Below are 22,728 nucleotides of genomic sequence, written 5' to 3' on the forward strand. Positions count from 1 at the left end.
CGCGCGGGCGGGCCGGGCGGTGCCAGGGGGAGCGAGCCCGCATGTTCATTTCTCCAGACTTTCGACCGTCACGGTTTCAAGGTTGCCATATGCGTAGTCCTCGGGATCCTGCTTGAGCGGGCTGGTGATCAGCGGGCCGTAGGGGGAGTAGGTTTGCTGGATTCGGTCCTCGACAAACGTGCTGACGCTGGTGCCTTCGACGACGCCCTGGATGTTGGTGGCCGAGGTGGAGCCCGGCCAGAAGTAGTCGGTGTGCCCGTCCATCAGCGAGCCGGGGTCCTCCGGTCTCAGGAAGCCGGTCTCGAGCCGGACCGGGTCCATGGCGGTGGGGCTGCCGCCGCGCCAGAACGACGCGCCGTGGTAGCCGCCGCCGAGCATCTGGGCGGCGCTGATGGGGTCGTCGCGGGTTTGCAGCCAGTAGCGGTGGGCCTCGGGGTTGGCGGTGTCCTCGGGGCTGCCCACGTTGTGCCCGGTGCCGGCCGGTGCGACGTAGACGATGTTGGTGGAATCCAGGCCCTCGCGTTCGGCGGTGCCCAGCAGCGAGCCGCCGGCGCTGTAGCCGATGTACGTGGTGCGGGCGTCGGGCCGGGTCTCGAGGTCGAGGGCGTGGTCGAAGGCGGCCAGCAGGGGCCCGCCCCGCTCGTTGAACGAGGTGGTGATGTTGTCGGGGACCTCATCCGGCAAGTCGGTGCCCTGCCAGTAGAAGGAGACCGTGCCGGCGGGCGGTTCGCCGTTCACCGCGTCGAACCGGGCCGAGTAGGCCTCCAGCTGACCCAGGTCGGCGCCGGTGCCCGGGACCAGGGCGGCCACGGTCCTGGTGTCCGGCGTCAGGGTGCCGTTCATGGTGACGATCCGGCCGTCGCCGTCCAGGCTAACCAGGACCACCTGGGAGTGATGGCCGACGGCGTAGTCCAGTCCCGTCCTGAGCGTTGCCAGCCGGTCGTGTTCGGCCTGCCAGGTGTCGAGGTCGGCGGCGTACTGCCGGTAGGCCCGCTGGTAGACCATCCGCGGGTGGCCTTGCTGATTGCCCGCGGCCGCGACGTAGTCGCTGAGGTCGGGCTGTGGGCCCAGCTGTGCCTGCCGGGTCGCCACGGTTTCGCGGTAGCCGGCGGCGGTGATGGCGTTGGCCCGGATCCGGCCGGCGAAGGGGATGCCGTTCAGGCCCCCGAACACCGCCGGGTAGAGCAGCAGCAGCCGTTCCTGTTCGGCCGGCGCCAGGGTGAGCCAGGCCTCGCGGATTCCCGCGATCCCGCCCTCGGTCAGCGCGGCGTCGCCGGCCATCGCCTCCGCCATGGCGGCCTCGGACGAGCCGGGCATCCGCCACGCGGGGAGCTTGTGGGCCGCCAGCAGGGCGGCACCCTCGGGGTTGGCCGCGGCCCAGGCCCGCAGTTCCTCGTCGGTGAGCCCGGCCAGCGACGGCAGGTACGACTCCGGCGTCAGCGGGCCGAACCGCTCGTCGAGCCCGCTGGTGAAGTGGGCCCACGGCGGGGAGGACGGCCCGGCGGCCAGCAGCGGGGTGGGCGGCAGCGAGTCGACGGTGCCGCCGATGGCCCGCAGGGCGGCGGCGGTTTCCGCGGTCAGCGCCTGCCAGTCGGCCCGCAGGGAGCGGACGCGTCCGTTGAAGGCCTCCGCCCGCTGCTCCGCTTGGTCCGCCTCGTCGCCCTCCTGCGAGTCCGCGCCGTTCAGCGCCCTGGCCAGGCCGGGGCGTGCCGCCGCGAGTTCTTCGGACTCCGCCTGCAGTGCCCGGCCGGAGGCGACGAAGACCGTGACGGCTTCCCGGGCAGCGGCCAGCGCCGCAGTCCATTCCCGCATGGGTCCGTCCAGCTCATTCAGGGCGGAGTGGACCTCCAGCTCGGTGTCCGGTTGCTGATAGGCAAAGCTCAGCCCGGCCCACGCCGCACCGGCGTCGACCAGGTAATTTGCCGCGGACTCGGCGCGCAGGGACATCTCCCGGACCGCATCGCCCAGCCGGTCCCAGGGGACGTTGATCTCCGGGACGCTGCCCAGTCGCACCGTCACGGCTGCGGCACCGGCCCGAAGCCGCGCGGGGCAAGGACGGTCGAGTGGTCGGCGTTCAGGGACTCGGCGAAGGCTGCGGCTTCGGCGGACATCCGCCCGTCGGCCTCGACGAACAGCTCCGCGGTTTCGGCCACGACCCGCGACTTGTTGTACACGAGGCCGGCAATCCGGTGGCCCACGTCCCGCCGCGGCGACCAGAACCCCGCGAACGCGTCGGCTACGTCCGTGGCACTGCCGAACAACGACGCCGCCTCGTCGCCTGCCGCCGCCGTGTCGCCTGCCGCCTTGTCCAGCGACTGGCCGTCCGCGGCCACGTCCACCAGGATCATGTGGAGCTGCCTCGGATTGATCCGCCAGCTGCCCATCCCGCCGCCCTCCCCCGCTTAACCGTTTCCCTCACACTGTTGCATGCGGCACCGCAGAACTGAATGGGGACGACTACCCATGGTTTATCGATTTGGCACTTCCGGCGGGTTCACGGCCCGGAACCCCTGGCCCCCGGCGCGGGGCGGGGACATACTGGGTCTCCATGCTGAAACGAGATCCGGGGAGGTTGCATGGAACGTCCGGAACAGTGGGGGGCCGCCCGCCGGCCGACTGGACCCGAAACCCTGTATTCGCCGTTCATGGAATTCGATCCGGGCCAGCTGTCGTGGCGGAACCAACCCGCGCCCGCGGAGCGCATCGGCCGCAGCTACAACGGCCTTCGCGTTGTGGTCGTCGTCGTCCTATTACTGATCGGTTTCGGACAGTCAGTGGTGCTCATCTCGATGCTGGCCAGCGCCGCATTAGGTGACGCTCCGCCTCAGCTGCCGGTCGCCGTCGTCCTGACGGCAGCCTGTTTCCTGGGCCTTGGCGCGATTGGCAGGCACTGGGGCGTCGCGGCGCCGAAAAAGGTTGCCCGGCAACTGGTCTTCGGCGCGGGCGGCGCGGCCCTGTCGGGCGGTTGGTCCCGGTTTCGGCCGGAGGACATCGCCAAGGGCGCGGAGGGCGAGCGGTGGACGGCGCAGGCACTGGAGACCCTGCTGGCCATTCCCGGGACCCGGATCTTCCACGGGCTGCGGTTCCCGGGCAGCCACGTGGCGGACATCGACCACGCCGTCATCAACGGCGACCGGGTGGTCTATATCGACTCCAAGTTCTGGAAACCCGGGCAATACCAGTGGATCGACCGGGAGACGCTGGCCTCCGTCCATCCGCGCGGGTTCAGGCGGCGGACCATCCACATGGACGTTGTGCAGACCGACCCGCGCACGGCCAGGGTTGCGGCCGAGGTCGCCTGCCACGTCATTGCCCATCCGAATGCGCCGGGCCCGATCACGTTCACGCCCGGGCACCAGATTTCTCCCACCGGCATCCCCATCACGGGCGTGCAGACCGGCGTCGACGGCATTGGCCACTGGCTGCTGCAGGGGCAGAAGGCAGGAACGGTGAACCGCTACGCGCTGGCGAGGCTGCTTGCCATGCAGAAGAAAGCACCGGCCGGTACCGGTACACGCCGGACCGGCCGCGGGCACCGGCGCTGATCTTCCAGCGGGCGGGGCGCGTGGACAGGCGCCTGTCGAGACGGTGAACGACGGCCGCCGAGCTGCCTGCGACCGGACAGGTTGCCCGGGCCGGACCAGCTGCGGCGGCCGTCGTGTTGTGGCCGGGGAGGTTTAGCTGTCGCTGACCGTGAAGCGGGTCTTCCGGTGCGCGGGCTTTTCGATCTCGTCCAGGATGGCCACGGCCATCGTGCCGGTGGTGGTGTGTGATTCGCCGTCGGCGGCATACAGGAGCCGGTCCGTGCCCAGCACCGGGGCGGTGGCGTCACCGGGCGTGAACAGCGCCGAGGGGGACACCCCGACCCAGTCGACGTCCGTGACGCCGCGCAGGTATTCGAGTTCCTTCAGCTGGTTCTCCGGGATGGAAATCCACGCCTCGGCGCTGGGGATGTTGCGGATGTCCTCGACGAACAGGTGGTCGTCGTCGCCGGTGGTCAGGCTGCCGGCGCCCAGGATGAAGACCAGGCGGGGAGTGGTTTCCCCGGCGAGCTCGACCAGCGAGCGGGCCAGGTCAACGTGCCGGTAGGCCTCGTGCGGAGCCGTGCCGAACGCATTAACGACGACGTCGAAGGCTGCAAGGTCTTCGGCGCCGAGGGAGAAAGCGTCGCGTTCCAGTACCGCGGCGTCCGCGCCGAGGACGTCCCCGGCCTTTGCGGCGCTCCGGACGATCGCTGTTGTCTGGTGGCCGCGTTTGGCCGACTCGTGGAAGAGGGCGCGTCCGGCGTTGCCCGTGGCTCCGATGATTCCGATCTTCATGCTGTCCTTACGTTGGCGTGATGTCTTTCAAAAGGCTTGGCCTCTGCTAGGTGCAATCGATTGAAGCATCAACTTATTCCGGGGTGAGTGCCTCCAGGCGACGGACCGCCCGCTCCCCGGCCGGCCGTAAGTGCCGCCGAGGCGGCCGCCCGCTCAGTCAGGGCCGGCCGTCGTCGTCGTTAGGCAGGCAAGTGAGCATGGGCCGGGAGGCCCAGCTAGGTGGCAGGCGGGGACACAGCCTCCATGACGCGGCGCAGGACGTCGCTGCGGGACCCAACCGCGTCGACGACCTGCCAGTCCAAGGACTTGGCCCTTCGCAGGTAGACGTTGCGTGCCGCCCGCAGGTAGTCCGCCGACTCGGAATCCTCGCCCCGCGCGATGATCCGGGTGTGCGCCGCCTCGGCGGGCAGATCCAGCAGCACGACGACGCCTGGCCGAGGCAGGGCTCGGACCAGCCAGGGCAGGACGCCTCCCGGCGGCAGGCCACGCACGTCACGAAGGACCTGCTGGCAGTGCAGGTGCCGGTCCATCACCGTGGTTCCCCGGAAGGCTGCCGCCCGGAGGTGGGCAGCCAGCACGTTCACAATGCGCACCATCGACTCGAACCGGTCGGCCCAGCGCGGAGTAATGCCGATGCCGAGGCGTGCAGCTGCCCGGGACAGCCAGCGCCGTCCGGCCGGGTTACGCACTAACTGCGCGTAACGGCCCGCCGCCCGCTCAACTTCGACCAGCGAGGCCGCGGCCGTCGTCTTCCCGGCTCCGTCGATGCCGAGGATAACGACGGTTCTCCGCGGGGGCCGCCGCGGGCCGCGTCCGGTTTCCGTGGGCAAAAATTCCCTGCTCTCCTGTGGTGATGTCTCCTCAACAACGCACGCGCGGCCGGGATCGATGCCCGGTCGGGCTGTGAATTTGCTGAGACATGCCGAGCAGGCGAGGGGCTCCGAGCCAGAAAGACGACGGCGGCACGTGAGCGCCGCCGTCGTCCCTATGGGGCGATCGGTACCGCGGAATTCAGGCAGGCAGGTGAGGGTAGTCTTCCGAGCGGTCCTGGAAGGCGAGAACCGCCGGGTTGGCGATGACGCCGTCGCGGATCTCGATGGCCCGGCTGATCGTCTCGTCCTCGAGCCAGCTGCCGGGTCCGCCCATCACGGTGCGCAGGAACGGGATCAGGGCCGTGCTGATCTCCCAGGTCGCGGAATTCCACAGGTACGACGGCGTGTGGTCCACGGCGTAGTAGCTCACGTGGTTGCCGACCTCGAAGGTGGGTTCGGCGAAGGTCGTCATCTTCGCCCAGCTGAAGCCCATGCCTTCGTCGCAAGAGACATCGACGATCAGGCTGCCCGGCCGGAAGCCGTCCAGGTCCGCCTCGTCGAGGTAGATCAGCGGGTTGTTGGGGTCCTGCAGCGTGCAATTGACCACGATGTCCCGCTCGGCGAGGAACGGAGCCAGCGGCACCCGTCCGTCGTCGTCGGTGATGACGTGGCTGAGGTGCGGGGCGGTGGCGTCCTGGTCGAACTGGGTGATCCGCGCGGAGTGGATCGGGGATCCGACGGCGGCCGCCGCGCGGTTGGTCAGGACCTGCACGTCGTGGATGCCGTGCGCGTTCAGGGCGGTGACCGCGCCGCGGGCCGTGGCGCCGAAACCAATGACGACGGCGGTGAGCGGGCGGCCGTAGTCGCCGGTGGATCCTGCCAATTCCAGCGCATGCAGCACCGAACAGTAGCCGGCCATCTCGTTGTTCTTATGGAAGACGTGGAGGGCGAACCTGCCGTCCGCGGCCCAATGGTTCATCGCTTCGAAGGCGATCAGCGTCAGTCGCTTGTCGATGGCCAACTGGGTGATGGCCCGGTCCTGGACGCAGTGCGGCCAGCCCCAGAGGATCTGGCCGTCGCGGAGTTCGGCAAGGTCTTCCGGCTGCGGCTTGGGCAGCACCACCACGTCCGCTGCTGCAATGAGTTCCTCGCGCGGCGCCATGCGTCCCACCAGTTGTTCCAGGTGCGCGTCGGACACGCCGAAGCGCTCGCCGTAGCCCCGTTCGAGGATGATCCGCTCGCGGAGGTCGGCGTCGAGGCGCTCGATGTGCGCAGGATGGAGGGCCAGCCTGCGCTCATCGGGCTTTCGCGTAGTTGCCAGGACTCCGAGCGAGAGCAGAGTCAAAAGCCTCAGCGCTTCTTGATAGTGGTCAGGGTCTCCGAGGCTGCGGCGCCGGCGGCCTTGGCCTTCTTGTCGCTGCGCTTTTCCTTGATGGACTTGCCCGATTTCTTCGATGCGGTCTGTCGGGGAGATTTGTCGGCCATGAGTGCCTCCTTGGCGCCAGCAAAGAATGCTGCGCCTTAACGGGAGCACAGACGTGCTCCGTACTCCTGACCATACGCCATCGCGCGTCAGGCAGGTGCTCCGGTGGCCGTCGGCGGTGCACGTTGTGGCACGACGGCGGGAATGGGGCGGCAGTCCGGCTGCGGTCGAGGACGACGGTGGGGGATGCGCTGTCGCGGGGCCGTCCTGAGTCCTGGTCCCATCGACGGCCGCCGGAAACGCCGAAAGCGGCCGATACCGCCGAAAGCGGCCGAAAACGGCGAAACGGGCCGATAATGTCGTAGCCCTGTCGGATATGGGCCCGTTTCGACGCGGGTGCTTCGGCATTGGGGCATGGTGGGCGCCGCGAGAGGTGAAACTGCCGGGCCTGCGGGTTGGAGCGCCAGAGCGCTGAGGCGTGGAACACCAGGGCACAGGGGCTTGAAGCGCCAGAGCCCCGCGAGGCGTGGAGTACCGGAGCCCTGAGGCTTGGAGCGCCAGAGCGCCCGTGATTCAAACACCAGTACGCTGGATCTCAGACGTGAGTAACCGGGAGGGTGGATGTCCGAGACGACGGTAACAGAGGTGATGGCCGAGCTGGCCGCGCTTGAGGACCCGAAGGTGCGCGAGGCGAACGAGAAGCGCGGCGACGACCACGGCGTTAACCTCGGCAAGCTGCGCGCTGTCGCCAAGCGGTTGAAGACCCAGCAGGATTTGGCGCGCGGGCTGTGGGCCACGGGCAACACTGCAGCCCGGCTGCTGGCCCTGCTGATCTGCCGGCCGAAGGATTTCGGACGCGACGACCTGGACGCCATGCTGCGCGAGGCGCGCGCCCCCAAGGTGCACGACTGGCTGGTGAACTACGTGGTCAAGAAGAGCCCGCACGCCGAGGAGCTCCGCGTGGCCTGGACCGGCGACGCGGATCCGGTGGTCGCCAGCGCCGGGTGGGCGCTGACCACCGAACGGGTGGCGAAAAAGCCCGAGGGCCTGGACCTCGAGGGACTGCTGGACACCGTCGAGGCCGAGATGAAGGACGCGCCGGACCGCCTCCAGTGGGCCATGAACCACACCCTCGCCCAGATCGGCATCGACCACGCCGAGCACCGCGCCCGCGCGATCAACATCGGCGAACGCCTCGGGGTGCTCAAGGACTACCCGACGCCGCCGAACTGCACGTCCCCGTATGCGCCTGCCTGGATCAACGAGATGGTGAGCCGGCAGGCCAAAGCCTGAGCGCTCGTTAGCGGCGCCGTTGCGAAGACCCGCACCGGAGCCGCCCCCTCAGCGGATCTTAGGCGGCGACGGCGACTCGAAGGTCAACCGCAGGCGTCTACAGCACCTTCGCCAAGAACGCCTTCGTCCTCTCCATCTGCGGGTTGGCGAGCACATCAGCCGGCGCGCCGGATTCGACGATGGTCCCGGCATCGAAGAAATGAACGGTATCGGCAACCTCACGTGCGAAGCCCATCTCGTGGGTGACCACCACCATGGTCATGCCTGCACGGGCGAGTGCCTTCATCGCCTCAAGGACTTCCTCGACCAACTCCGGATCCAGTGCGGAAGTGGGTTCGTCGAAGAGCATGATTTCGGGGTCCATGGCCAGAGCGCGCGCAATCGCCACGCGCTGTTGCTGTCCGCCGGAAAGCTGGTGCGGGCGTTTCTGCGAATGGTCGGCCAGGCCCACCTTCGCCAGTTCATGCAGTGCCCGGGTGCGGGCGGCGGACTTGGAGACGCCTCGGACCTCGGTCAGCGCGCAGGCGACGTTTTCCTCGGCAGTCAGGTGCCCGAAGAGGTTGAAACGCTGGAAGACCATGCCTATGCGCGAGCGGAACGCGGCGAACTGCTTGGGGGTCCACTCGTAGTAGCGTCCATTCCGATACTCGTACCCGACGTGCCGCCCGTGGACCAGCAGCGTGCCGTCGTCGTACGCCTCCAGCGCATTCAGGCAGCGCAGGAAGGTGGACTTGCCCGAGCCGGAGGGCCCGACGATGCAGCTGACCTCGCCGGCGGCAACCGTGAAGTCCACGCCGGTGAGTACCTGGTGGGCGCCGAAGGACTTGGTGACGCCGTGGGATTCCACATGCAGCTTGTGCGCCCGAGCCGTGGAGGCGGTACCGCCGGCGGCCGTCGCGGGGGATGACGCGGAGACAGGTTCGCCGGCGCGAGGTGCAGGGGAGGCGGAAAGGCTGTTGGGTTCGGTAGTCATGGGAGATCCTTTCCGGCCGTGGCGACATCATCCGCCGCGCGCGGTTCCGCCGTCGTTCTCTTGGCTGTAACGGTCTTGAGCAGGAAGCCCGGCCTGCGGACCAGACGCACGGCGTCGGCTCCGAAACGGGCCTCGAGCTTGGACTGAAAAAAGGTTGCGATGGCGGTCATGACCATGTACCAGAGCGAGGCAACGATCAGCAGTTCCATGATCAGGTTGTTCTGCTTGTAGATCTGACTGGCGTTGGTCATCAGGTCGTTGCCCGCGACGACGTACACCAGCGACGTGGTCTTAAGCATGGAGATGAACTCGTTGCCGGTGGGCGGGATGATGATGCGCAGCGCCTGCGGCAGCACGATCTTCCGCATCCGCTTGCCCGGGGTCATGCCGAGCGCATACGCGGCCTCGCTTTGGCCGGCGTCGACGGCCTGGATGCCGGCGCGCACCGTTTCAGCGAAGTACGCCGCAAGGTTCAGCCCTAGCCCGAGCAACGCCGCGTTGAACCCGGTCATCACGTCATTGGTGTTCCACATATAGCCGATGTTGGTGAACGGGACCTGGATGATCAGCGACGGGAACAGGAAGGCCAGGTTGTACCAGAAGATCAGCTGCACGAGCACGGGGGTGCCGCGGAAGAACCAGATGTACAGCGTGGATAGCCAGTTCAGCACTGGGTTGTGCGAGAGCTTCATGACTGCCAGCAAGACGCCGAGGACCAGCCCGAGCACCGTGGCGAGCACGGAGATCATCAGGGTGACCCAGATCCCGTCGATAATCTTGGGGAAGAAGAGGTACTCGGCGACCTTGCCCCAGCGGATGTTGGGGTTGGTGGCCAGCGTGAAGGCCAGCCAGGCGAAGACCACCACGGCCAGCGTCCCCAGAATCCACCGCTCGGGATGGCGGAGCGGGACCACGGTCACGGCGGTGCCGTCGGGCCCGCTCAGCTGCCTGGGCCGATTGCTGCGTCGGAGCGCTTGGCTCATCTGCGCCCCCTATTTTCCGTCGTTGATTGTGGCAGTGTCGATCGCCATCTGCTGGACGTTCCAAGCGGCGAGGATCTTCCCATAGCTGCCGTCGTCGATCAGCTCCTGCAGGGCCTTTTGCACCGCGTCGATCAGTTCCTTGTTATCCTGCTTCATCGCGATGCCCCAGACGCTTTCATCGCCTTCGATGGCCACGGCTTCCAGGACGCCCTCGGAGGTCTGCGCGCGGTAGGCGGCGACGGGGTAGTCGTTGATCCCCGCGTCGGCGCGGTCGTTGCGCACCTGCAGGATGGCGTCCTGGTCGCCGGAGAACTTCAGGATCTCCAGTCCGTCTTTCCCGGCGGCCTTGCAGTCCTTGTCAAAGCCCTCCGCGAGGGCGAGCGAGGAGCCGTTGTCCACGACGGCCACAGTCTTGCCACAGGCCGTCGACGGGTCACCCATGCCGGCGGGATTGCCCTTCTTGACGACCCAGCCGTTGCCGGCCTGGACATAGTCCACGAATGTGACGGTCTTGCGCCGCTCTTCGTTGTCGGTCATGGAGGACATGATGATGTCGTAGCGCCCGGTGGTGATGCCCGGGATCTGCGCGTTGAAGTCCTCGTTGTTGATGGTGATTTTGACGCCGAGCTTGTTCGCGATCGCCCGGCCGAGGGAGGGGTCCACCCCGATCAGTGTCTTGCCGTCCTCGGCGAGCAGTTCCATGGGCGGGTAACCCTCGGAGGTGGTCATTTTGATGCCCTCGGTCTTGATCGACTCGGGCAGGCCGGCGGTCAAATCGGCGTTCGGTGTGATGCCGTCGATGACGGACTTGGCCAGGTCCTCATCGGGTGCCGGTGCGGCGCTAAAGGAGGTGTCCTCGTTGCCGGCGGCGTTGCCCTCGGTGGAGGAGAGTGACTGCCCGCCGCAGGCCGTCGTGGCCAGCAGTGCCAGCAACGCAGCGGATGCCATGACGCCGGAGCGGAGGGTACGGACTCGGGTGATGTTCATGCGGTCTCCTTGGTGCGGATGGTTGGAACGGATTGTGTGCTGGAGGTGTGTAGCGGGCGGAGCGGTTACAGGTCCCTCCGGTACCGGAGGGATCCCCCAACGGCGGTAGCCATGACCGGAATGTCGCGTAGCTCGGCGGGACCGACGGCGTAGGGGTCGGCCCCGAGGGCCGTGAAGTCGGCCAGCATTCCTGGGCGCAGCCGGCCCTTGGTAGCCTCTTCGCCGGAGGCATGCGCGGCGCCGGTGGTGTAGCCGGCGATCGCCTCGGCGACGCTCACCCGCTCGCCGGGCTGCCAGCCGCCGACGGGATCGTTGTCACGGTTCTGCCGGGTCGCGGCGGCATGAATCCCGTGTAAAGGGTCGGGCAATTCCACGGGCGCGTCGGAGCCGAAGGCGGGAAGTGCGCCGGCGTCGATCAGCGAGCGCCACGCGTAAGAGGCCAGTTCGCGGCCAACGAGCAGGGTGGAGGCCAGCGGGATGTCGGACGTGCAGTGGGTGGGCTGCATGGAGGGAACGACGCCGAGGCGCGCCACGCGTTGCACGTCCGCGGGGCGTAAATGCTGCGTGTGTTCGATCCGATGCCGCAATCGGCTGGCTGCTCGTTCGGTGTGGCCCGTGATGTTGGGGGAGGCATCGAGCGGGTTGCGGACCAGGTCCTGATAGGCATCCAGCACCAGCTGGTTGGCGCGGTCCCCGATGGCGTGAGTAGCGACCGCGATTCCGGCGCCGGCGGCCCGGCGAACCAGTGCGAGCAGGTCGAGATAGGGGATGACCTCGATGCCAGCGTTCCCGTCCTCGCCGGGGAAGGGCTGGGTCATGTGACAGGTGTGGGAACCCAAGGCGCCGTCGGAAAAAAGCTTCACCGGACCGGTGCTCAGCCAGGCGTCGCCGTTGCCGGTGGCCCGCCCTTCGTCGATCGCTTGGTCCAAGGCGATGCGCGGGATCGCCTTATGTACGCGCAAATGGAGGTTGCCGCTCTCGCGCAGAGACCGGTATGCATGCAGGCAGTCCTCGCCATCGAAGTCGTGGATGCCGGTGAGCCCGACGGCTAGCAGGCGGTGCTGGGCCTCGGCAAGCTGTGCCTCGAGGTCCCCGGCCTCGGCGCTGTGCATGATGTCGCTCAGCTGGGCATGGGCCGTCTCGCGCAGGATGCCGGTGGGATGGCCGTCGCCATCGCGGACGATTTCACCACCCACCGGATCCGGCGTGGAGGCGTCGATGCCGACGGCCGCCAATGCCGAGGTGTTGGCCCAAACCGTGTGCCCATCGATGCTTGGCAATGCGGCGGGCCTGCCACCTGTGGCCGCATCCAGCGCCTTGCGGTCCGGTTGCACCGGCACATCCCAGGCGTTGAAGTCCCAGCGTCCGCCGAAGACCCAGGCCGATGCCGGCAGCGCCTCCGCGTAGTTCCTCACCCTGTCCAGGGCGTCCTCGAGGCTGGTGGCGCCGCGAAGGTCCAGGGCGGCAATTTCGCGGGCGTAGTTCGCGGTGTGGATATGGGCGTCGGTCAGGCCCGGAACCACTGTGGTGCCACCGAGGTCGATGGTTTCGTATGTACCGGTGGCGTGGGTGCGCATTTCCTCGGGTGTGCCGATGGCGAGGATGCGTTCGCCCCGGGTCAGCAGCGCGGTGGCCCGGGGAAGCCCGGCCCATTGGGTGTAGAACGTGGCATTGACGTAGAGGCGTTGCTCAAGCATTTCTAATCCTTCGCGGCATGCTAGCGCCGAAAGCGGCATGCCCAAGCGTGTCTTGCGGAACTTCTTCGTCCCGTTCGCAACACTCTAGGCGACGATGTAGCAAACTATGACGTACAACACAGCGGTGATTCGACGAACTCAGTTCAAGGAACGCTAATGCTCAACCTGATCCACCTGCGCACCCTCGTGGAAGTGCTACGGCTCGGTTCCTTCACGGCGGCCGGCAATCGGCTGGGATACACGGCCTCGGCGGTGTCCCAGCAGATGTCGGCACTGGAGAAGGACATGGGCACGCGGTTGTTCGTGCGCAGCGCACGCAGCGTGCAGCCCACGCAGGCCGCGCATGCAGTGGGCCAACATGCGCTAAAGCTGTTGCGCGACGTCGACGGGTTGTTGGCCGCGGGGGCCGCCGCCAGCGGAGATGCGGTGCGCGAGTTGCGCATCGGGGCATTCCCCTCGGCCGCGACGTTCATCTTGGGGGACGTCCTGGAATCAGTGCAGTGGCGGGAGCTGGGTGCGCAATTGAAAATTTCTATCGGGGAACCGAGCGCCGTCGTGCCGGGAGTTCGAGTCGGTGGGGAGCTGGATGCGGCCCTTGTGTACCAGGTGGGCGAATCCGGGCTGGTCCTGCCCCAGGGGGTGACCCGGCATTGGCTGGGGGAGGACCCGTTCCGCGTCGTTATTCCCACCGCGGCGGGCTACCGGGAAGACCAGCGGATGGACGTCAATGCGCTGGGCGCGATGCCTTGGATCATCCACCTGCGCGGTTCCAGCGACGCGAACGTAGTGGACGCAGTGCTGGCCAACGCCGGCCTGCACCCGCGTATCGTGGCTTCCAGTGACGACTTCCACGCGACGCTGCGGTTGGTCGCCGCCGGCCATGGGGCAGCTATGGTGCCGCAACTGGCGATGGGCGCACGGCCAAGCGGACTGACGGCCGTGCAGGTGCCCGAGCTGCAGCTTTCCCGGAAGCTCATGGCGTTGTCGGCCGAGGACGCACCCGCGGACCTCGTCGGGGAACTAGTCGGGTGTTGCGAGAACCTGTTGCAGCCGGAGAGTTGAGGCGTGGGGACCCGGGGACCACCCCCGCTGATCCGGTGGCGGTCAGCGCCGGCTGGGGCGCTGAACCCCGAACTGCGCGTCCCGTACGCGCCCATCTGGGCCAACGAACTGGCCAGCAGGCAGGCCAACGCTTGCTACCGGCGCGAGGCGGCAAAATCCGAGCGTCCTTAGGTCAGCCGGAGATCCGTGATGCAGGTGGCGCTGTCATCGGTCGTCGAGAAATCGGCCGAGCCGGTGTGCCCGTCGTAACTCACTTCGATGGTGCCGTGGATGTCGCCGGGAACCCAGAACCCTGCGAAACCGTTGCTGAAGGTTTCAAGCTGCTCATCCACCAGCGTCTCCCCGGTGGTGTCGTCAGTGATCTTGACGCTCATGTCCTTGTTGCCCAGTTCGCCAAGGCAGGTTGTCAGACTATGGTAAAAGCAGTCATGGGTCTGGTTCAGGTACGGGGCGACTGAGATGTAGGAACTGTCCTCCGGCAGGTCCAGCGTTACCTCGTTGTGGCCGTCGGTGAGCAGTAGATCGCCCTGCCGGACAGATGCCATCAAGTCGGTGGGCCGCTCGGCAGTGTCCAGCCGGTCGAGGTGGTCGATGATGCCAACCGCGTCCATATCGTCGAGCCCGAAGCCAGCGAGGAATTCGGCGTCCGTGGCCTCCCCCGCGGAGGTAGTCCCCTGGGCTGGCGCGCAGGCAGTCAGCACCAGGCCAAGCGCAGCCGCGGCGATAACGGCCCGTTTCATATCCCATCTCCTCATCCCCGCACCGTGGGCAACGCGGGGCCTACGGTGGTGATCTGTCCGCAAGAAAAGGACGACGACGGCACTTGTGCGCCGCCGTCGTCCTCATGAAGGGTGAATCAGTGCTGCGGCTCGCGGGCCTTCAGCAGGGGCGCGAAGAACTCGGCCAGCTCCGCGGTCGCGGACAGCGGCAGCACGTTCGCCACGTACTGGTCCGGCCGGACCACCACGATGGCGCCGTCGCGGGAGATGCCGCGGGCTTCGAAGATGTCCTCATCCTTGGCGGTGCCGAAGACCTTTTCGAGGTTGGTCAGCTGGAACGGGCCCACCTCGGGCTTGAACACGGCGGGCACGGCGTTGATGTCCACCTCCTCGTGATGCTGCTGGTAGATCACCTTCACATCGAACCAGGCGTCGAGGTCGGCGCCCTCCGGCCGGGCGGCGAGCGGGGAATCCGGTGCGGTCACCAGCCACTCGGACAGGTTGGCCACGGCCGCGGACTCGCCGGCCTGCGCCTGGTCGGCGAAGACATATATGCGCCAGCGCCCGTCGGCCTCGGCCAGGTGGCCCAGGTGCAGCGGGTTGGTGTCGCAGACGCGGGAGACCTTGGCGGACTTGAAGCGCTTGCCGACGGGGAAGCCGGTGGCCAGGTCCTGGTGGCTGCGCGCGCCGGTCAGGATTGACTGGGCGTACTCGGTCATGAAGCCGGCCGGGAATTCGGCGGTGCGGACGTAGAAGTCCTCGAGCTCCGTGGGATCGGCGAACTCCTCGGGCTTCTTGGCCATCATCGTCGACCATTCCTTGTCGAAGTCGATGAGGTCCTTCGCCACCACCTGGCGCTCCGCGGAGTAGGTGGAGAGCAGGCTCTCCGGGCTGCGGCCCTCCAGCACGTGTCCCAGCTTCCAGGCGATGTTGAAACCGTCCTGCATGGAGACGTTCATGCCCTGGCCGGCCTTGGCGCTGTGCGTGTGGCAGGCGTCGCCGGTGATGAAGACGCGCGGCGTGCGGGTGCCGACGTCCTCGGGCAGCAGGTCGTCGAACCGGTCGGTAAGGCGGTGGCCCACCTCGTACACGCTGTGCCAGGCGACGCTGCGCACGTCCACCGTGTACGGCGTCATGATCTCGTTGGCCTTGGCGATGATCTGCTCGATCGAGGTCTGGCGGATCTTGCCGTTGTCGTCGTCGGGCACCACGCCGAGGTCCACGTACATGCGGAACAGGTAGCCGCCCTCACGCGGGATCAGCAGGATGGACCCGCCGTCGTGCGACTGGATGGCGCACTTGGTGCGGATGTCCGGGAAGTCGGTCTGGGCCAGCACGTCCATGACGCCCCAGGCATGATTGGCGCTGTCGCCGGCCAGGGTGCTGCCGATCGCGGCGCGGACCTTACTGCGGGCGCCGTCGCAACCCACCACGTACTTGGCGTTGACGATGCGCTCCGAGCCGGCGTCCGGGCCTGCGCTGCGGATCAGCGTCACCTTCACCGGGTAGTCGCCCTCGTCGGCAACCTCGAGGGTCTTGAACTCCCAGCCGTAATCCGGCGTCAGGCGGGTGGGCGAGTTGGCCGCGACCTCGGCGAAGTAGTCGAGCACGCGCGCCTGGTTGACGATCAGGTGTGGGAACTCGCTGATGCCCATCTCGTCGTCGACCGCGCGGCCGCCGCGGACAATGTGCTTGGGATTCTCGGTGCCCGGGCGCCAGAAGTTCATCTCGGTGAGCCAGAACGCCTCGGCGGTGATGCGCTCGGCGAAGCCGAAAGCCTGGAAGGTCTCCACGCTGCGGGCCTGGATGCCGTCGGCCTGGCCGAGGACCAGCCGTCCCTCCCGGCGCTCCACCAGCCGCGTGGTGATGTTCGGGAACTGGGCCAGCTGCGCGGCCGCGAGCATGCCGGCGGGACCCGAGCCCACGATGAGCACGTCGACCTCGTCGGGAAGCTCCTCGGGGCGGTCGATGCCTACGCCGGCTGCCGGCTTGACGCGCGGGTCTCCGGATACGTAACCGTGGTGGTGAAACTGCACGGGTGTCCTCACTTCTATTGCATCTGCGGCCGTCGCCAGTGTTCTATATTTGAACACCGGGTTCTATAACTGAATAACCGTTCGGTTGCAGATACTGTACGGCAAACATGACGCAGCTAACAAGTAACGCCGCTGTCAGCGGGTGATCCTCCGGGTCCGGCGGCGTGGCCCTCTCTAGCCGCCTGACTTGGGTGTTGCGGGGACGGAAGGGCGGAATCGCGCTGTCGCCGCACGCGGGGTTGCCCTGCGTGAAGTGATGGGGGTCACGAAAACTGTAACCGGCGGATGTTGGCCGTAGAATCCGGCCAGCAACGACTCCAGATGCTGCGAGAGGACTTTCTGTGACCATCCCTTATTACGACGCCGATGCCGTGCGTGCCGCTGTTCCGTTCAGTCGCGCGGTGCGCGCCATCGAGGAGGGGCTGCTGTCCGGCGTGGATCCGGAATTGGACAGTCCCCGGTTGTTCAGCCCCGCGCCGGACGGGGAGTTTCTGCTGATGCCGACCGAGGGCGCCGGCCGCTACAGCGGGGTGAAGGTGGCGACAATCGCGCCGAAGAATCCGGCCCGCGGGCTGGAGAAGATCCAGGGCATCTACGTCTTGTTCGACGCCGAGACGCTGGCCCCGCTGGCGACGATGGACGGCGCGGAGCTCACGGCCATCCGCACTCCGGCGACAACCTTGGCGGCCGTGAAGAACATTGCGGCGGCGGCACCGGACGGCGAGGGCTTTGGGGATGCCCCGCAGGTGCTGGTCTTCGGCGCGGGGATACAAGCGCTGAACCACATCCGCGCCGCCAGGTCCGTATTTCCGAACGCGGGCTTCGCGGTCGTCGGCCAGCGTCCGCAACGCATCTCGAACCTGATCGCCGTGCTGGCCGCGGAGGGAATAGAGGTGGCCGACGCAACCGGTGCGCCGGACGCTGCCGTGGCGGGCGCCGACGTCGTACTTTGCGTGACATCCTCGCCGGAGCCGCTGTTCGATGGCAGGCTGCCCAAGGACGGGGCGATCATCGCGTCGGTTGGGCAGCACGGCTTGGACGCCCGGGAGGTCGACGCGGCGCTGGTGTTGCGCAGCGACGTGGTGGTGGAAGGCCGGGCTTCGTCCTGGCGGGAGAGCGGGGACCTGATCCCGGCCCGCAGCGTGGAGGAATGGCAGCAGATCCAGCCGCCGAACCTGCGTGACCTGGTGCAGGGCAAGCTGGTCCGGCGCCCGCGCACGTGCTGCCTCTACACCGGCGTCGGCATGGCCTGGGAGGACCTGGTGACGGCGGCTGTGGTCTATGAAGAGGGCGGGCCGCGCGTTACCGGTGCGCGTACGTGAGGCAGTCCGCGTTGTCCGCGCCGGGACCCACGTGAACTTCGGGCGCCTGGCACATGAGGTGGTCGTTGTGGGTGCACTCGGTCCGCTGGCAGGCGCCGACGCTGGCCAGCACCTTGGGAAGCCCGCCGTGCACTCCGGTGTCGATAAAGGTGGCACAGGCGGCATGGTTCTCGCCGCCGGCCACGGTGATGGCGGCCGCATTGCATTCGCTGTGATCGTTGAAGGAACAGTTGGTCACTGAGCAGTCGCTAACGTGTGAAGTCACAGTCATGGCACTTCCTTCCATCCCGGGACCGCCCCGGGTTGGGCGGCTCCATTAACTACGGTAGGCGCGATGCGGCCGATCAAAAAGGCATAAGACTGTGAGGTAATTGCCGTCGCGGCAAGAGGCGCCGAGCCTGGGACTCAGGCGGCCGCGCGGCTGGCCGTCCGGCCGTGCACCACGTAGTACAGCAGGATGCAGGCGAGCATGAGCAGGCCAAGCCAGCCGTACATTCCGTCGAAGCCGGTCAGCGGCACCAGCAGGCCCAGCAGCACCGGGCCGAAGCCGGTGCCGATGTCCAGCATCAGGTAGTAGGTGGCCAGGGCGGTGCCGAACCTCCGCTCCGCAACCAGCCGGACGGTAATGGCCTGAGTTCCGGGCAGCAGGGTCCCGAACCCGAGTCCGCTGAGCACCGCGGAGGCGACGACTATCCAGGTGTCCGGCCCGAGCGCCAGCAGCGCCAGGCCGGCGGCGAACAGCACCAGCGCGGGATACAGCACCACATTGTCGCCGCGGCGGTCTTGGACCCTGCCGGTGGTCACCCGCGACACCAGCACCGCGCCGGCAAACACCATAAAGAACAGCGCCGCAGCATCCGCTGCACCCGCGGCAGCGGTATACGAGGTGAGGAACGAGAGGATGCCGGAAAACGCCAGCCCGCTCACCAGCAGCACGGTGGTGATCGGCAGGACCTCGGGCGCGAAAACCTTTCCGAGCAGGACCGCGGGCGTCCGGCGCTCCTTTGCCTGCTCGCCGCCCGGACCGCGCTGATTGACGACGGCGGTCGGCGCCGCCGGCGCTTCCGGCAGTTTCAGGATCAGGGTCACCGCCAACGCCGCGACGGAACAGGCCGCACAAAAGAGGAACGCGACCTCGTAACTGCCGTCAACAACCAGCACCACCGCCAGCAGCGGCCCGAGGGCGGTGGCCAGCGTGGTGGAAACGGCGAAGTAGCCGGTGCCTTCGCTGCGGCGGGCGGGCGGAATCAGCGCCTGCGCACCGGCCGTGACGGCGGTGTTGGCGAGGCCGAAAGCCACACCGTGGGCCAGCCGCAGGACCACCAACGAGGTGAGGGAGTCCGCCGGGATGTACAAGAGGGACGCCGCGACGAAGGCGGCCAGGCTGATCAGCAGCATCCGCCGCCGTCCCGCGTTGTCGATCAGCGGCCCGGCAAAGAACCGCGAGACGAGCGCCCCCAAAATGAAGGCGCTGGACGCAAAGCCTGCCCCGGCGTCGGAGGCCAGGAACCGCTGGGCCGCGTAGAGCGCCATGGACGTCATCAGCAGGTAGAAGACGATGTAGATGAACAGATTCGCGCCGATGGCCAGCACGAAATTTCTGCTCCACAGCTTCTCCTGCACGCGGACGGCCTCCTAGCCTGCCTGGGCCGGTCCTCGTTGTCCCAGCGTTCCGGGCAGACCAGCAGTCCTGATTATGCCGCCGGGCTACACTTCCGGCACGCACGGACCGGTGCCCAGCAGCGCCAGGCCAGCCCGATCGCCGTCGGCCAGTGCAGTCACGCCGTTTGCCCCGGCATACATCAATTGCTCCGGATTATCCACATGCGCCAGCCCCAGCACGTGGCCGAGCTCGTGGATGATGACGGCGCGCACGTGCTCCCGACCGTCGGGATATGTGAGGACGTTGCGGAGCGACGGCGCATCCAAGGTGATCTGGCCGGCGACGAGAACGTGCGGCGTTCCCCGTGCGCCGACCGAGGAGCTGCCGCCGAGTCCGGCTATATCTCCGGCCAGCCGGGACACTTCGTCGGGATCCGACCACGTGATCAGCACCGGCGCCCACCGCTTGCCGTACCGCTCCGGCTGAAAGCGTTCGCGGCCTTCCTCGGCGAAGGCCTCGTCAGTGGGTCCGTCGTAAACGAACTGCAGTCCGCTGGCCGCGGAAACCTCGGCGATGGCTTCCTGAATGATCGTGTCGCCCCCCGGCGGCGCATTGTCCGGACGGACCACGTAGTGGATGGGGCGGCAGGGGTCATAGGCGAGGAAGGGCTGCGAGGACTCCGGCGGTGTTGCGTACAACTCGTAGGCGTCCGACTCCGCGACGGCGGGCGGCCGGCCCAGGGGGTTGTCGGCGGCTTCGACGCCGCGGGGCGGAATGTCCGCGCCGGGAAGGTAGGGGGCTATCGCCGGCATGACGTGTCGGCTGAACACGCCCGGGGCGAAGCACAGGGCGATGACGAAGGCGAGGGCCAGCCCGCTCGACAGGCGGCCGGCGCGGCGCGGGGAGGTACCCCGCTGCACGGAACGCGGGCGGGACTTTCTTGCCGGCGTCGGCCAGCCGGCAGCGGGCCCCTCGGCGGGCCGGGGCGGGGAAGAGGTTCCCAGTGCCTCGTCCAACGCCCATTGCGGGATCCTCCCGCTGGGTGACCGCTTGACGCCCGGCTGCCCGGGCCGGGTTTGCGCTCCGGGGGACGCGTCCCTTGCCAATCCCTCTGCCCGGTGCTGCATCTGCTTCCCCCAACTACCCCAATTCGGCCTCGCCGAACGACGACAGCAGCAGAATTATACGTTTCATCATCGCGGAACCACCAGCGTAGAGGCAGCTCCAGGGCGGCCGCCGGCCCGAATAATTCCGCGGCCTACTGCCGCTCGGACACCCGCACGGCCATCAGCCCGCCCGCGGCGAACGCCACCGTGCACGCGAGGACAAGAAGCAGGGGAGCGGTCCAGCCGCCGGTCACCGTGTTCAGCCATCCGGCCACCGGCGGTGCGCAGGTCGCGGCCAGATATCCGCCCGTCTGGATCCGGGCGGACGCGGAGGCCGCCTCGTTGTCGTTGCGGGCCACGCGCGGGATGACCGAGAAGATGGCCGTGAACCCGCCGCCCTGGGCGATCCCTCCCGTGATGGACCAGAGAATGTAGGCGTCGGGTGCCAGGAGCAGGCCGAGGGGGAGGGTCATCCACAAGACGGCGATGCCTGCCGTCGGCACCCAGAGCCGGGTTCGTGCTGCCACGAGCGGCACCCCGAAAGCGCCGACAATGGCGGCCACCTGGAAGAGCGAGGCCGTGGCTCCGGAGGCGGCAATGGACATGCCCCGGACTTCGGACAGCAGCAGGGGCAGCCAGGTGGTCGTTCCGTAGTAGGCGGCGGACTGGCCACAGAAGGCCAAGGTCAGCAACCAGATGATCCACCTATTGGGCCGCCCGCCGCCGGTCTTCGGGCGCGGCAGCGACGCCGTTCCGGATCTACCGGTGCCAACGGGTTTGCCTGCGGCGGTATTGGCGGGCGCTTCACCGGACGCGCGGTCCGGCCCGGCTGCCAAAGCCGCGCGCCGCCGTCGCGCCGTCGGCAGCCAGTAGGCGAGGCCGAGGATGGCCAACACGCCCCAGGCCGCCAGTGCCCACCGCCAGCCGACGAGCGCGGCGAGCGGTGCGGTGCCCAGCAAGGTCGCCATGGAGCCGACGTTCATCGTGGCCGAGTAGACGCCGGTGGCAGCGGAAACGCGGTTCCAGGGCACGTCGCGGCGAATCAGCACCGGAACCACGATGTTGCCGAGCGTGAGCGCCGCGCCGATGATTACCGTCCCTGTCAGCACCACCGGTACCGGGCCGAGGGATCGGATTACGGTTCCGGCCAGGACACCGGCCAGGCACAGCACCACCGTAGCTTCCGGGCCCCAGCGCCGGATCGTCTGTGTCGCTAGGGGAGTGGCTAGCGCGAAGAGCAGCACCGGCAGTCCCGTGAGCAGGCCCGCGCCCGCGGCCGACAGCCCGGTGTCGGCGCGGATGTCCCCGACGACGGCGGTGGGCGCGATGATCGGTGCACGCAGGCTTAAAGCCAGGATGGCGATGCCCAGAAGCACCCACGGCAATGCCGGCCGGGAGGCGAATGCGCGGACCGTGGCTGGCTCCTTCGGGTTGTGTGGGCGGCAACGGAGAATCCCCAGTCACCCTAGCCGAAGTGATCGGTGCCGGTTCTTACTGCCGCTGGTCGTTACGGTGCAAGGCGCCGTCGTGCGGGCGCAGAATTCTCCCACGGAAGTGGTACACGAAACCGACGGACTGGCATGGCAGTATTCAGGCATGATCACACTGGACGCAGAAAAGCTTCTCGCATACATGGATTCAAACGGAATTGCCGGATCCACAAAAATTACCCGTGGTTGGTCCCATATGGGGGCGATTGTGGTTGACGCTGTTCTCCAGCGACGGCAGAAGTACAAGAGCACAGTTCTACCGCGCGTGCAGGCCCTTATTGCTGCGTGGCCCGATGCGGAGACGACTTCCGGCTTCCGCCGACACCTGGATCAGGGCGGGCTCTCGGGTGTAATTCGGTGGAGGGGGCAGGAACGTCTGACCCAGATTGAAGAAATCGTCAAGGTTCTTGAAAGCGACGGATTCCGAATCGACACGGTTGAAGATCTTCGTGCTCAGCTCTCGGATGCTCCTCAACGTCAGGTACTTCGCGCAGCCCTGCGTGAAGTCGATCATGTGGGCCCGAAAACGGTGGACTACTTGGACATTCTCGCGGGGATCGATTCAGGGACAGCAATAGATGTACGCATTCGTCGCCACATGCGGTCGGCTGGCATTTCGAATCTGCAGTATGACCACGTGCAGGCAGTCATTCGTTCTGCTGCTGATATGAGGCAATGGCGTCACGGTGATGTCGACGCTGCACTGTGGAACGCCTGACCCGATCACGGGAAGGATACTGAGCTCCAGTTCGGATGACTGCTAAATCCGCGCGAAATCAGGACGGCTTTCGAATTTGCTCAGATGGCGTTGCATCCAGCATCGCGGGGGCACCAAGGTCCCCCGATGACGATGAACGATAAATTCAAGACAAAGCACTTTGCGGTGCCAGTAGCCTCGGGTCG

General features: G+C 67.5%; 21 protein-coding genes. 5 read left to right on the forward strand and 16 right to left on the reverse strand.

All coding sequences use genetic code 11. From position 1 onward, the window contains the following. Positions 1-45: 45 nt before the first annotated feature. Positions 46-2,019 carry an alpha/beta hydrolase gene (locus tag AC5RUH_RS02335; RefSeq protein WP_494127822.1) on the reverse strand — a complete coding sequence of 658 codons (1,974 nt, stop codon included), beginning with the start codon at positions 2,017-2,019 and terminating at the stop codon, positions 46-48. Continuing rightward, the gene (locus AC5RUH_RS02340) at positions 2,016-2,384 is read right to left on the reverse strand and encodes a hypothetical protein (RefSeq protein WP_494127823.1); all 369 of its coding nucleotides are present in this window, start codon (positions 2,382-2,384) and stop codon (positions 2,016-2,018) included. The genes AC5RUH_RS02335 and AC5RUH_RS02340 overlap by 4 nt, the downstream gene beginning before the upstream one ends. 192 nt (positions 2,385-2,576) lie before the next feature. On the opposite strand from AC5RUH_RS02340, the gene AC5RUH_RS02345 reads away from it, so the two are divergent. Next, positions 2,577-3,545 (forward strand): nuclease-related domain-containing protein, encoded by a 969-nt coding sequence (locus AC5RUH_RS02345; protein ID WP_494127824.1) that lies wholly within the window; start codon positions 2,577-2,579, stop codon positions 3,543-3,545. A 132-nt stretch (positions 3,546-3,677) separates the two neighbouring features. Here AC5RUH_RS02345 and AC5RUH_RS02350 read toward each other — a convergent pair whose 3' ends face one another. The 4 genes from AC5RUH_RS02350 to AC5RUH_RS02365 form a co-directional block, all read right to left on the reverse strand. Beyond that, positions 3,678-4,319 (reverse strand): NAD(P)-dependent oxidoreductase, encoded by a 642-nt coding sequence (locus AC5RUH_RS02350; RefSeq protein WP_494127825.1) that lies wholly within the window; start codon positions 4,317-4,319, stop codon positions 3,678-3,680. Between the two features lie 215 nt (positions 4,320-4,534). Continuing rightward, positions 4,535-5,149, reverse strand: a complete 615-nt coding sequence (locus AC5RUH_RS02355; protein ID WP_494127826.1) for a dTMP kinase — start codon at positions 5,147-5,149, stop codon at positions 4,535-4,537. A gap of 181 nt (positions 5,150-5,330) precedes the next feature. After that, complete coding sequence (locus AC5RUH_RS02360; protein ID WP_494127827.1) at positions 5,331-6,476, reverse strand: N(5)-(carboxyethyl)ornithine synthase; 1,146 nt, start codon at positions 6,474-6,476, stop codon at positions 5,331-5,333. A 5-nt stretch (positions 6,477-6,481) separates the two neighbouring features. Beyond that, entirely contained in the window at positions 6,482-6,616 is a 135-nt protein-coding gene (locus AC5RUH_RS02365) for a hypothetical protein (protein ID WP_494002157.1), read from the reverse strand. Between the two features lie 559 nt (positions 6,617-7,175). On the opposite strand from AC5RUH_RS02365, the gene AC5RUH_RS02370 reads away from it, so the two are divergent. Next, positions 7,176-7,847 (forward strand): DNA alkylation repair protein, encoded by a 672-nt coding sequence (locus AC5RUH_RS02370; RefSeq protein ID WP_494127828.1) that lies wholly within the window; start codon positions 7,176-7,178, stop codon positions 7,845-7,847. A 97-nt stretch (positions 7,848-7,944) separates the two neighbouring features. Here the strand turns inward: AC5RUH_RS02370 and AC5RUH_RS02375 are convergent, their stop codons facing one another. The 4 genes from AC5RUH_RS02375 to AC5RUH_RS02390 all read right to left on the reverse strand — a co-directional run bounded on the left by AC5RUH_RS02375 (position 7,945) and on the right by AC5RUH_RS02390 (position 12,487). Beyond that, positions 7,945-8,820 carry an amino acid ABC transporter ATP-binding protein gene (locus tag AC5RUH_RS02375; RefSeq protein ID WP_494024445.1) on the reverse strand — a complete coding sequence of 292 codons (876 nt, stop codon included), beginning with the start codon at positions 8,818-8,820 and terminating at the stop codon, positions 7,945-7,947. Continuing rightward, on the reverse strand, positions 8,817-9,803 hold the full coding sequence (locus AC5RUH_RS02380) for an amino acid ABC transporter permease (protein ID WP_494024444.1): 987 nt from the start codon (positions 9,801-9,803) through the stop codon (positions 8,817-8,819). Before AC5RUH_RS02380 ends, AC5RUH_RS02375 begins: the two co-directional genes overlap by 4 nt. A 9-nt stretch (positions 9,804-9,812) precedes the next feature. Beyond that, on the reverse strand, positions 9,813-10,790 hold the full coding sequence (locus AC5RUH_RS02385; RefSeq protein WP_494127829.1) for an ABC transporter substrate-binding protein: 978 nt from the start codon (positions 10,788-10,790) through the stop codon (positions 9,813-9,815). A gap of 65 nt (positions 10,791-10,855) precedes the next feature. Next, the gene (locus AC5RUH_RS02390) at positions 10,856-12,487 is read right to left on the reverse strand and encodes an amidohydrolase (protein ID WP_494127830.1); all 1,632 of its coding nucleotides are present in this window, start codon (positions 12,485-12,487) and stop codon (positions 10,856-10,858) included. Positions 12,488-12,643: 156 nt separating this feature from the next. Between AC5RUH_RS02390 and AC5RUH_RS02395 the strand changes: the two genes are divergently transcribed. Next, positions 12,644-13,549 carry a LysR family transcriptional regulator gene (locus tag AC5RUH_RS02395; RefSeq protein ID WP_494127831.1) on the forward strand — a complete coding sequence of 302 codons (906 nt, stop codon included), beginning with the start codon at positions 12,644-12,646 and terminating at the stop codon, positions 13,547-13,549. Between the two features lie 167 nt (positions 13,550-13,716). On the opposite strand, the gene AC5RUH_RS02400 is transcribed toward AC5RUH_RS02395, so the two are convergent. Then, positions 13,717-14,289, reverse strand: a complete 573-nt coding sequence (locus AC5RUH_RS02400) for a CueP family metal-binding protein (RefSeq protein WP_494127832.1) — start codon at positions 14,287-14,289, stop codon at positions 13,717-13,719. Positions 14,290-14,405: 116 nt separating this feature from the next. After that, a complete protein-coding gene (locus tag AC5RUH_RS02405) occupies positions 14,406-16,304 on the reverse strand; it encodes an FAD-binding monooxygenase (protein ID WP_494127833.1) in 1,899 nt (632 codons plus the stop codon). A gap of 341 nt (positions 16,305-16,645) precedes the next feature. On the opposite strand from AC5RUH_RS02405, the gene AC5RUH_RS02410 reads away from it, so the two are divergent. After that, on the forward strand, positions 16,646-17,626 hold the full coding sequence (locus tag AC5RUH_RS02410; protein ID WP_494024714.1) for an ornithine cyclodeaminase family protein: 981 nt from the start codon (positions 16,646-16,648) through the stop codon (positions 17,624-17,626). Here AC5RUH_RS02410 and AC5RUH_RS02415 read toward each other — a convergent pair. From AC5RUH_RS02415 to AC5RUH_RS02430, 4 genes are all read right to left on the reverse strand, one after another. Further along, positions 17,607-17,891 (reverse strand): DUF1540 domain-containing protein, encoded by a 285-nt coding sequence (locus AC5RUH_RS02415; RefSeq protein ID WP_494002346.1) that lies wholly within the window; start codon positions 17,889-17,891, stop codon positions 17,607-17,609. The genes AC5RUH_RS02410 and AC5RUH_RS02415 overlap by 20 nt on opposite strands. A 140-nt stretch (positions 17,892-18,031) precedes the next feature. Next, positions 18,032-19,249 carry an MFS transporter gene (locus AC5RUH_RS02420; protein ID WP_494024713.1) on the reverse strand — a complete coding sequence of 406 codons (1,218 nt, stop codon included), beginning with the start codon at positions 19,247-19,249 and terminating at the stop codon, positions 18,032-18,034. A gap of 84 nt (positions 19,250-19,333) precedes the next feature. Beyond that, positions 19,334-20,245, reverse strand: coding sequence for a matrixin family metalloprotease (locus tag AC5RUH_RS02425; RefSeq protein WP_494127834.1), 912 nt, complete (start codon positions 20,243-20,245; stop codon positions 19,334-19,336). Between the two features lie 242 nt (positions 20,246-20,487). Next, entirely contained in the window at positions 20,488-21,720 is a 1,233-nt protein-coding gene (locus tag AC5RUH_RS02430; protein WP_494024711.1) for an MFS transporter, read from the reverse strand. A 211-nt stretch (positions 21,721-21,931) separates the two neighbouring features. On the opposite strand from AC5RUH_RS02430, the gene AC5RUH_RS02435 reads away from it, so the two are divergent. Continuing rightward, positions 21,932-22,543: a DUF8548 family protein gene (locus tag AC5RUH_RS02435; protein WP_494024710.1), complete on the forward strand. Its 612-nt coding sequence runs from the start codon at positions 21,932-21,934 to the stop codon at positions 22,541-22,543. The last annotated feature ends 185 nt before the right edge of the window (positions 22,544-22,728 follow it).

The sequence above is a fragment of the Arthrobacter sp. Y3223166 genome, assembly GCF_059090935.1.

Coding starts and splice junctions, on each gene's coding strand:
- AC5RUH_RS02340 (WP_494127823.1), bottom strand. CDS start 2,384: ATGGGCAGCTGGCGGATCAATCCGAGGCAGCTCCACATGATCCTGGTG.
- AC5RUH_RS02345 (WP_494127824.1), top strand. CDS start 2,577: ATGGAACGTCCGGAACAGTGGGGGGCCGCCCGCCGGCCGACTGGACCC.
- AC5RUH_RS02350 (WP_494127825.1), bottom strand. CDS start 4,319: ATGAAGATCGGAATCATCGGAGCCACGGGCAACGCCGGACGCGCCCTC.
- AC5RUH_RS02365 (WP_494002157.1), bottom strand. CDS start 6,616: ATGGCCGACAAATCTCCCCGACAGACCGCATCGAAGAAATCGGGCAAG.
- AC5RUH_RS02370 (WP_494127828.1), top strand. CDS start 7,176: ATGTCCGAGACGACGGTAACAGAGGTGATGGCCGAGCTGGCCGCGCTT.
- AC5RUH_RS02375 (WP_494024445.1), bottom strand. CDS start 8,820: ATGACTACCGAACCCAACAGCCTTTCCGCCTCCCCTGCACCTCGCGCC.
- AC5RUH_RS02380 (WP_494024444.1), bottom strand. CDS start 9,803: ATGAGCCAAGCGCTCCGACGCAGCAATCGGCCCAGGCAGCTGAGCGGG.
- AC5RUH_RS02385 (WP_494127829.1), bottom strand. CDS start 10,790: ATGAACATCACCCGAGTCCGTACCCTCCGCTCCGGCGTCATGGCATCC.
- AC5RUH_RS02390 (WP_494127830.1), bottom strand. CDS start 12,487: ATGCTTGAGCAACGCCTCTACGTCAATGCCACGTTCTACACCCAATGG.
- AC5RUH_RS02395 (WP_494127831.1), top strand. CDS start 12,644: ATGCTCAACCTGATCCACCTGCGCACCCTCGTGGAAGTGCTACGGCTC.
- AC5RUH_RS02400 (WP_494127832.1), bottom strand. CDS start 14,289: ATGAAACGGGCCGTTATCGCCGCGGCTGCGCTTGGCCTGGTGCTGACT.
- AC5RUH_RS02435 (WP_494024710.1), top strand. CDS start 21,932: ATGATCACACTGGACGCAGAAAAGCTTCTCGCATACATGGATTCAAAC.